The following is a 9,885-nucleotide window of genomic DNA, read 5'->3' as shown; positions in this document are numbered from 1 at the left end:
AAATGTCGGCCGAATGACGATCGGCCAAATTTCGAATGCTTTTGCTTTTCGCCCCAACAGCGACGAGACCCGCATGACAAGCAAGCCATCACTTTTGTGATCTGTCGACGTGTTGCCGGTGGGCCCGACCGAACGTGAGAAGCGAAGCCGTCGCTTCAGATCGCTTTTTGGACCAACCAGCCTTTGAAAAGATAAGGAAGCCGCGGCCCCTGGCGGTCATTGACGCCTCCTTTTTCTTCGACACTGATCGCAAGCTCAGTGACACCAGTCAGGTCGGTGGTCTTTGCGGGTAACTGCAGGGTTTTATAGCGACTCAGCACCAGGCCCAAGGAACGCGGCGGCTTGTTCCCAGCCTCCAATGCCCACACCTGCATGCTGTCTTCCGGGCCCTCGGTGACATTGTTGAGGCGCTGTAGCTGCAACATGCCCGCCCCGGGATCAAAAGTCACCAGCAGAGCCGCTTGCTGCTTATCGTCCAATAACACGGAGATGTAGCGAACTTGGGGAACCAGTTGCAGCTTGGCTTGAAGGTGTCCGATCTGGGCCTTCAATTGTTCGTACATGCTTGCACTCGCTGCCCACCCCACCAACAGCACAACCATCATGGAGATAGCGGCGAAGCGCCACCATGGGCTGACCCTACGCTGGATGATCTCAGGTTGATTGGGAACTTGCGGGTCAGAAGAAGACATATTAGGCATGGGTGACGCGTTCAAAAAATGTGGAGATCAGTATCCAGTCGCGGGACAGTATGCATCGTTGTCCACGATGGGTCTTGGCCCGCAATGCCTTTGGATGCGCCAGCGACCTCCTGGTCAAATCGACTGAAGGACTGTACTTGCTGGCTATTGCAGAAACTCATGACGGCAGGCGCTCCCCTGTCTGCTTTTGGGTAAAGAAGGTGGAAACGACAGCGCTCATGCGTGAGCTGCCGCAGGGTCCATAACCTGGACGATCGGCTCTGAATTGCCCCATCGAGGATCAGGCAGCCACGACGCTAACCAGTGGGGCACCTGCGCGGCACACATCGGAGGGGCGATGGCCAAGCCCTGGCCCCAATCGCAGCCCAGTTGAAGCAAGACTTGACCATGTGCAACGGTTTCCACGCCTTCAGCGATCACTTTGCGGCGGAATGCCTTGGCCAGCCCCAGCACCCCCTCCAAAATGGCCAAGTCTTCTGGATCCTCCAACATGTTGCGCACGAAGCTCTGATCAATCTTCAGCAATTGAGCCGGTAACCTGCGCAGGTAGGTCAGTGATGCATAGCCCGTCCCGAAATCGTCCAACGCAAATCCAATTCCGATGTCGCGACACTCACGCATTAAACGTGACACTGTCGGGATGTCGTCCAGCGCGCTGGTCTCGAGAATCTCCAATTCAAGTTCACCAGCCTTGAGCTTGGGGTGTCGTGTCAACGCGGCCTTCAGCTGTTCCATGAATTGCGGATGCTGCAGATGCGCTGCATCGACGTTGACACTGATCGGAATGGATAACCCCTGCGCCCTCCACCGCCCCAATTGATCCAACGCGGCGTCGAGTACCCACTCGCCGACCTGGACGAGGAGGGGCTCTCCCTGAAGGGCCGGCATGAATGCAGCAGGCAAAAGCAAGCCCTGCTGAGGATGGTGCCAACGTATCAGCGCCTCCACGCCGACCAATTGGCCTGTCCGCATGTTGACTTTGGGTTGGTAATACAGCTCGAATGCATGGTCTCGCAACCCTTCACTGATGGCGGCCAAGGCCTTGTGCTGGCCTTGCAATTGGCTGTCCTGCCGGGCGTCAAACATTTGGTAGCGGTTGCGTCCCATCAGCTTCGCCAAATACATGGCTTGATCTGCCTGCCGGAGTAGTTGATCGGCGTCCACATCATCGTCCTGTGGATAGAAAGTCACTCCCATGCTGGCGGAAACTTCCAGATCAAGACCATCAATTCGCATCGGTTGTGATGCACGCAGTCGCATGCGCTCAAGAATGGGGAGGACCTCCTCGGCATCGGTCAGTTCCCCCAACACAGCGACAAACTCATCACCCCCCAAGCGAGCCAAGGTGTCTCCGTCTCGCAGGGCCTGCTGCAATTGCGCAGCCAAGACAAGCAGGAGTTTGTCGCCTTTGTCATGACCAAAGCCGTCGTTGACGGCCTTGAATCCATCGAGATCCAGAAATACGAACGCCAACTTTTTGCCATTGCGCTGAGTCTTTCGCATGGCCTCATTGAGGCGCAGGGACAGCAGAACGCGGTTCGGCAACCCCGTCAGTGCGTCGTAATGCGCGATGCGTTCGAGTTGCATCTCATGCTGCTTTTGAACCGAGATGTCCGAAAACAGGGCGACATATCTGAGCGGCAGACCATCAGGCCCCATCACTGCATTGATTGTCAGCATCTCTGCAAACACCTCACCAGACTTGCGCCGATTCCAGATTTCCCCGGTCCAACGGCCATCGTGGCGCAAGGACTCCCACATGGCCGCATAGAAGGCTTGTGTTTGCCGACCCGAATTGAGCATTCGAGCGTTGTGCCCAAGAACCTCTTCACGCTTATACCCGGTGATGCGTTCGAACGCCTCATTGACTTCCACCAAATCGGCATCGGCGGTCGTGATCATGATGGCTTCATTGGCATGGGTGAACACGCTGGCAGCCAGTTGCAGGCGCTCTTCAGCCTCTTTGCGTTCACTGACGTCAGCAATCAAGCCGGCGTAGTGGCTGACTTGCCCACTCTCGTCTCGCACGGCGTTGATTCGCAACAAGGCGGTGTATGTGTGTCCCGCCTTATGGCGATTGATGATCTCCCCTTGCCAACGTCCGACCTTCAGAATTTCTCGCCACATTTGCGCGAAAAACTGAAGATCATGTTGCCCCGAGGCCATAAAACGAGGATTCCGCCCAAAGGCCTCAACCGCACTGAATCCAGTCACCCGCTCAAACGCAGCATTGGCCGACAAGATCCGAGCCTCTGCATCTGTCACGATGATGGCATCGGTGCTGCTGTCAAAGACGCTGGCGGCCAGTCGCCGCTGTTCGGCCAGTTCTGCCTTTTTGTGATCCAACCGACGTTGCCACCAGACCAGGGCAATGCCAACGCACAAGAACGACAGCAGGGTAGGAACGACGACGCTCAATAGCTGGCGGGTTTGCACAACCCAAGCTGTCAGCACCGCGTCCTGATGCATTTGCACTGCCAGCACCATGGGGTAACGACTCGACGCCCGGTAGGCACTCAATACAGTCTGGCCATCGGGTAGCACTTGGCGCAACGTACCGCTTTCGGTCGCATTCAACAGATCCGGCACCCGTCCGGCCATCCCAGCCTTGCCAGGCTCTTCGACACTGCTGGACGACATCAGCAGTACATCGTCATACCGCAACCATTGCACATGGCCGAGTGAATTGGACAACAAGCGTGCAGCGTGGTTGATGAAGTAATCAGGATTCAGACTGGCCAGCAGCCAAAGGCGGCGTGAATCCCCGGGCAATCGCCTCACCATCGGAACGAACCATGGCTGGTCTGGCTCCAGGCTACTGCCCGCTTGATGCTGACGAGCAGAATATAAGTCCCGTCCTGACACAGGCAGACCAATGCGGATGACATCCGCATCAGGTTGCGCCATGGGGAAATAGACCTTCAAGTCCACCACCATGCCAAGATTCGCCGGATCGGAGCTGGCAACCACACGGCCATGCTCATCCACCAACGACAGTGAGCGCAGCGATGGCGATGGGCGCAATATGTCAAGCAACCGAGGCGTTGCCTTCTCCGCATTCGCAGGAACGCTCAATCCCAGGGCACTGAAGTCGACGATTTGCAGAGTCTGCGTCAAATGCTCCTCAAAATTCCTGGCGTGAATCTCGGCCGTGAGCAGGGCATTGTCGAGTGCGTCTTGCCTGGACTTCCACAAGACAAAGCCCAATGCGGCCAACCAGCCGGCGAACAACGCAAGCAACAGTGCCCCAAGAAGGGGGCTTTTGTGGGCAGCCGTCGACATGGGGCGCGCTGCCACAGAGGGCCGAAGCGATTCAATCATTCGCACAAACAAACAGCCACTTACTTGGCTACGATGGGTTCAAGACCATAGCGGCGAGCATTGAGCAGCAATCGGCCGTCCCGTTTCATGTCTGCCAAGATCTGATCGACACGCATTTGCAGGCGCACATCACCGGGAGCCATCGCCCACGCGTATGGGGTAATGTGATACGTCTCGGGAGAGGTGACCAGCCGGGCCCAATCATTGAAATCGAGCATGCGGCGACTGAACGGATAGTCGGTCATGAAGACATCCGCACGCCCGGATTGCACTTCCTGCTCCCGGGCGGCAGGTGTGTCCACGATGCGCAGCTCTGCGGCCACCAACTTGTCCTTCATCACCGATTCATGCAACGTGCCTTTGGCCACCACCACAACCGAGCCAGGCCGATCGATGTCCTCCCAACGCTGGACGCGGCGATTGCTTTTGGTGGTAATGGCGTAGATATCACTTGCCAAGTGAGGCTGGGTGAAGCGCAACTTGTCTTTGCGCTGTGGCGTGATTCCAATCGCGAACATGGCGATATCGCAGCGATCCGACACCAAATCATCGACCAGCGTCGCAAAAGAACTGTCGACGAAATACACAGTCGCACCCAAATCCCGCGCGACATCGCGGGCGTTGTCGATATCGATCCCCGCCAACTGCTGTGTCTTGGGGTTGCGGTATGAGATTCCGTAGTAATCGGGCCAAATACACACGCGCAGCACGTGCTGGGTCTCGACGCGGGTCAACCGATCTGGCCCAGCGGCCCACGACGACGAGACAGAGAGAAGCAAGCCAGCGCTCAGGGCATACCTGAGCGGCGTTCGGAAATTCATAAGGTGCGACCTGGGCAAAAAATTGATGCCAGATCCCCTTGGAGTGAACGCTTTGAATTCTGCGCAGCAAGCCTTGTGCCATCTCACCCATCCAGCAGGGTCGAAGAATAGCGAAGGCCCCCCGCCTGGAGGTTGACTCGAATCAATCTGCCGGCAGACAGACAGAGCACTTCAGAGTGCTTGAGCAGGCCTCATGTCCTCAAATGCCCTCTAGCACAAACGCTGTTCGCTTGGCAGACGCTTTGCTGATCGGCAGGATCGCTTGGTACTCCGCAGAGTCGTAAAAGCGATTGGCTGAAGCCACATCCGGAAATCGCACCACGACGACCCGGGTCGGAGCCCAAAGATCCGTCTCTTTCATCACCATGGCACCTCCACGTGCCAAGTATTCTCCTCCAAACGATTCGGCAAGCGGTTTGGCTTTGACTTTGTAGTCTTCATAGCGCGCGGGGTCGTGAAGGTGTGTATCAACAATCAGATAGGCCGGCATGAAAAGTCCTTTGCGCAATGTGAAATGCCTTCAATGCGCCCCGGTGCTGTCGTTAGGCTGGGAGATACATTGCTGGCGGAGTTACTTGTGAAACAACATTTTTGATCATTTCAGGATGTCTATGGTGTTGAGACCGGCATTCGTCTTCAGTCGACATCCGTTTTCACCACAGAAAGCGCCGTGTCATCCTGTTGGTACGCACCGGTGATATAAAAATCGAGCCTCAGAATGAAATTTGGGTCATCCCGTATCGCTGGGCTTTCACATTTTTTCAAATGATCCCAGATTCCCAGCCCCCGCACGCGCACAGCGAAACATCCACCCATTCGCCCACTTCCGCCCACTCTCGGCATGCCACAGCGGGGGACATTTTTTTCATCCTTTTGTTGATCGCTGTCGTTCTTGCCATCGTTGGCATGCTTTGTTTTGGCCTGTACACCAAGCTGACGCGTTGATCAATGGATGCGACGTCCAGGCCCACCGTTGCCCTGTCAAGCGGTACAGGACCATCAAGTACTTGGCTGTGACGATCTTTCACGCGTGAATATTTTTTGAGGTGGCCCAAAGAATGTGATCTCCCGCAGGAGCCACCCTTCTGGAGAAATGGCGTGCCCCAACCGCGGGCAGGCGCTTGCCACCGCCCTGATCAGCCATGATGCTGCAATACTGGGCACCGTCGGGGTTGAATGACTGTGCCTCTTGAATCAACATCAGTCTCTGTGCGCCCGATGCAAACACACCCTACGAATCCACGACCCGCGGGTGACGATTTTTTTGACCTCTGGTTGGCTTTTCGCCAGAGAGATCCCTACGACCCCGTGTGTGCCACCGCGACACGCCGCTTGTATACCAGCATCTGGACATTGTGGCTGAGGCATTTAAGTCATCGTGCCGTGCACTGGATGGACGCCAGTCCACTTGACGTGGCTCAATTTTTGAAGCAGCTCAAAGCACGGCGAGCCCAAACCGATGATGGCAGGGTCAGACTTGTGAGCGAGGTCTCGCAAAAACGTTACTGGCAATTGCTCCACTGGGTTTATGACCATGCATCGAAGCTAGGGCATTGCCAACATGTGCCTACCGGCGAAATGCACGAGTCTGATCGCCCCCGCAAACTCAATGATGATCCCACGATCCTTGACCCCGCTCTGTGGCGCGCATTGCCTCTGGCCTTTCCGCAGACTGGGCACTGTGACATTTACGGAATACGTGATCTGGTCATTTTGCGACTGCTTTATGAACACGGGTTGACCAGTGAAGAGGTGCGCGACATGCGGATGACGGATCTGGTGTGGAGTGATTCACAAGAGCCAGAGCTTCGTGGGAGCGTTACCTCAAGGGTGACAGGCGCCCACATTCGAGGGTCACGTAGTTGCCAAGAGCGAACAATTGAATTCTCAAGACCTCTCTGCAATGCAATGGATCATTGGCTGACTGCCAAGGCATTGCAGGCCAAATACGACGCACGGGAATGGGTGTTTTTGTCTGATCGTGCCAACCAGATCTCTGTACGAATTCTGTTTCATTTGGTCAGCCGAACCATCGTCAGTGCCGCTCAACAGGCGGATCTGCCATTGCCATTGCGCTGTGGCCCGCAGGTTATCCGCAACACCGTGATCCGAGAAAAACTAGACCAGAAATGGCCCGTCGACAAGATCGCTACCTTCGCTGGTCTTAAGAACCGTGAGAGTGTCTGGCGGCATGCCAAATGGAACCCAGGTCAAGGATTTTCCTGAAACTGCGGACCACATGGGGTCTGGGCCCCGTCATTGATGCATCTTTTTGACGTCGCCAAAGACTGGTTTAACAAGCGTACACATCTGAAGCAGCGCTGAATCAGACTTTGGTTCCTGAAGCGGTTTGAAGAAAGTCAGCCACGGCTTTGTCATCTGGTTCACCCCAAAGGCGAACGGCCAGCCAGTCATAAAAATGAACTTGGACAATCTTGGCCTCCAACCCTTTTCTCTTGGCGGTTGAGGCAAGGGTCTTGTTCCCAAACGACTCCATCTGGCTCAAATACTCGTGCCAGATGTTGTCACTTTCCCGACGGGTCATTTCCAGGAACAGGTTTTGTGCTTCTGTGCGGCGATGTGACACCAAATCCAGCCGCGCTCGCTTTGCATCCCTTTCCATCTGTGCCTGATTGAATTGGGCAGGCGCTTGGGTTGCTGCGGATTGTTCTTCGAACACCATCCCGTCTGCGTAGTTGTTCTTGATGGCGGCTTTGAGATACGCCGTGGGGTTGCGCAAGGCGGCTGATTCTGACACCGCAGCGCTTCTTTGCTTCACATAGGTCACGTTCGCCATCACACGTTCGGCGCCGTAGGTGGTGACGATTGAAATGGCTTCGGTGGCCTTCAACCCCAGGGCTCGCAATTCAGCCTCCGCCACCTTGATCGCCTCTTTTGCGGCATCACCCAGCAACAAGGGGAGAACTTCAACGGTCTTGGGTTCAATCCTGAACTGAATTTCGACGACGACACGACCTTCCTTGTGTTCGATCAACTCCAAGTTCAGGTGAGTCAACCGGTTCACTTCTTCAATGGCCGGCAGCAAGGTGTCTCGCTTGAAGTACTTGTATTCAAACGCCGCTCCATGGCCTTGGGGCTTGACCCTCAAGTACATGTCCCATTCCTCTGGGGGTTTGCGGAAGGTCAGTTTGGACGGGTTGGTTTCGTACGCGACCGCAATTCGGTACAAGTTCAAGGCCGACTGATTCTTCAGTTCGCGGGCCATGATGAGGTTCAGTTCGGAAAACTGCTCAAGTTCACGCACGCCCCGACTGATGTCGGGGGGAAGACTGACCTCGACGATGTTTTGGGAAGGGCTTCGAATGATCTTGGCTTGCGAGAGCAAGCTACTGACGGTCCATTGAGTACCGCCGGAATTCACTTCGTTCCACTCGACCTGCACGGCATTGAGAGATCGGAGGGTCGATTTCAAGCGTTCGTAGTTGCTCTTGTCCCCGAGAAAGTCCATCAGGACCGGCATGGGAATCTTGTAGGTGTCTGCTTTGGGCTGCTGCTGGATTTCTCTGACGATCTTCAGCCAGGTCAGCATCATCTGGCGGGTGATGGCCCCATTCATGGGTTTGAGCGCAATGCTTGGCATTGGCTGTTGGACCACCTGTGCGACAGCGGTTGCCCCTTTGCGGGCCGCCTGCTGGGCGGGACTGTCTTGGGGCCCCTCATCCATGAACCCTTCCGGGTGCTCGTGGAAGTCCTGTTCATCGAACAGACTTTCGGAAGGGGTTTCAGTTCGCTTGCGTCGCGTGGCCATGGTGAAAGTTTACCACTTGATTTTTTTCACCTGAGGCAAGTCACGAAACACCCTCGGTAGAGTGTTTAGAAGATAACACTTGAATACTTAGAAAAGACATAGAGAAGGCGGAGATCGTTATCTGGCGCGGCTTCCAGGGCATCGAGGTGAGTTTTTTGTTGGGATGCAGTGAGACTTTTGTTGTGGCAAGGTGAGTGGATTGTTGTGCGTTGCGCACTTTAGGTGAGTCGCTTGTTGTACTTAGGTGAGTGAGTTGTTGGGATAAATGCACCTTAGGTGAGTGTTTTGTTGGGGCTGCATTTTTTTCAGATTCATTGCGGCCTCCCGGTGGCAATGTGCCCTGGCTCATGGCGTGACGCAAGGTTTTTGGCCTTTTTGACCGCTGTGATCTTGAACCGAGCAGTCAATTCGTCGAGATCAAGTCGCCTGCACCTCCTTAGGTGAGCTTTGTGTTGGGGGTGTCCTGTCGTGGTGTTCATTGACAGGTGAGAGGTTTGTTGGGTGCTGAGCTGCCCCTGGCACTTGGGTGAGAGTTTTGTTGGGGGATCAGTCTGGTGATGTGTGTCAAATTTTGGTGAGAGGAATGTTGGGGGTCTGACATGGTCGGTGATCAGGTTTCAGGTGAGCTATTTGTTGGGTTCGGCCTTCTTTGCCGTCCAAATTCAAATGGTGAGACTTTTGTTGGGGGGCGTTAAGGGCTTCTCTTTTCGTTGACCCATGGGCACCCAACAAAAGTCTCACCTTTTCGACTTAAAACCCTTCGGATACCCCAACAAAAGGCTCACCTTGCCCTGGTCCTGATGTCGAAATCCACGCAAAGGACCCAACAAAAGTCTCACCTTTCGAAGGCTCACGGATGGCCTCGATACGCTGTCATCCCAACAAAACGCTCACCTTGGTGGAAGATTTCCGATCTAGGTGTTTCAGCCTAAATCTGATGCAGCGTCTTCTCTCCAGGCCCAACATTTTTCTCACCCAAGACCATCAGGTGAGAGAAATGTTGGGGGTATTTTTGAAAAAAGTAAGTGCTGGCTTTCACGGAATGACCTGAATATCCTTATATCTCTTGAATTCAGATGCAAAGGTGAGAGTTTTTTTGGGGTCCAAAAAACAAGCAATGCCCTCCCCCAACAAAATGCTCACCTAGAGGGTCTTGCCATCAACGCCGGTGTGTTGTGGGTACGAAATGGTGCCGCGTTGAACCTTCACGTTCTGGCCGGTACGAGGCGCTGTAGAACTCCATTTGCCTTGTGACGAGGCAAGGTGAGCTATT

Annotated in this window: 6 protein-coding genes; 1 reads left to right on the top strand and 5 read right to left on the bottom strand. The window is 54.9% G+C overall.

What is annotated here, in order from left to right; genetic code table 11:
• Positions 1-155: 155 nt before the first annotated feature.
• The 4 genes from AC07VS_RS14185 to AC07VS_RS14170 all read right to left on the bottom strand — a co-directional run bounded on the left by AC07VS_RS14185 (position 156) and on the right by AC07VS_RS14170 (position 5,333).
• The gene (locus AC07VS_RS14185) at positions 156-692 is read right to left on the bottom strand and encodes an anti-sigma factor domain-containing protein (RefSeq protein WP_494751275.1); all 537 of its coding nucleotides are present in this window, start codon (positions 690-692) and stop codon (positions 156-158) included.
• 225 nt (positions 693-917) lie between these two features.
• The gene (locus AC07VS_RS14180; protein ID WP_494657990.1) at positions 918-3,983 is read right to left on the bottom strand and encodes a bifunctional diguanylate cyclase/phosphodiesterase; all 3,066 of its coding nucleotides are present in this window, start codon (positions 3,981-3,983) and stop codon (positions 918-920) included.
• A gap of 59 nt (positions 3,984-4,042) precedes the next feature.
• On the bottom strand, positions 4,043-4,801 hold the full coding sequence (locus AC07VS_RS14175; protein WP_492347453.1) for an ABC transporter substrate-binding protein: 759 nt from the start codon (positions 4,799-4,801) through the stop codon (positions 4,043-4,045).
• 241 nt (positions 4,802-5,042) lie between these two features.
• A complete protein-coding gene (locus AC07VS_RS14170) occupies positions 5,043-5,333 on the bottom strand; it encodes a DUF1330 domain-containing protein (protein WP_494657989.1) in 291 nt (96 codons plus the stop codon).
• Between the two features lie 902 nt (positions 5,334-6,235).
• On the opposite strand from AC07VS_RS14170, the gene AC07VS_RS14165 reads away from it, so the two are divergent.
• Positions 6,236-7,069 (top strand): tyrosine-type recombinase/integrase, encoded by an 834-nt coding sequence (locus AC07VS_RS14165; protein ID WP_494657988.1) that lies wholly within the window; start codon positions 6,236-6,238, stop codon positions 7,067-7,069.
• Between the two features lie 100 nt (positions 7,070-7,169).
• On the opposite strand, the gene AC07VS_RS14160 is transcribed toward AC07VS_RS14165, so the two are convergent.
• Positions 7,170-8,612 (bottom strand): replication initiation protein, encoded by a 1,443-nt coding sequence (locus AC07VS_RS14160; RefSeq protein ID WP_494657987.1) that lies wholly within the window; start codon positions 8,610-8,612, stop codon positions 7,170-7,172.
• Between the last annotated feature and the right edge of the window lie 1,273 nt (positions 8,613-9,885).

Source organism: Curvibacter sp. GW821-FHT01G03, from assembly GCF_059422285.1.
This window is presented reverse-complemented; position numbering and strand designations above follow the sequence as displayed.

Excerpts from the sequence above, each read along its gene's own strand:
- AC07VS_RS14185 (WP_494751275.1), bottom strand. The coding sequence starts at position 692 with ATGTCTTCTTCTGACCCGCAAGTTCCCAATCAACCTGAGATCATCCAG.
- AC07VS_RS14180 (WP_494657990.1), bottom strand. The coding sequence starts at position 3,983 with ATGTCGACGGCTGCCCACAAAAGCCCCCTTCTTGGGGCACTGTTGCTT.
- AC07VS_RS14170 (WP_494657989.1), bottom strand. The coding sequence starts at position 5,333 with ATGCCGGCCTATCTGATTGTTGATACACACCTTCACGACCCCGCGCGC.
- AC07VS_RS14165 (WP_494657988.1), top strand. The coding sequence starts at position 6,236 with ATGGACGCCAGTCCACTTGACGTGGCTCAATTTTTGAAGCAGCTCAAA.
- AC07VS_RS14160 (WP_494657987.1), bottom strand. The coding sequence starts at position 8,612 with ATGGCCACGCGACGCAAGCGAACTGAAACCCCTTCCGAAAGTCTGTTC.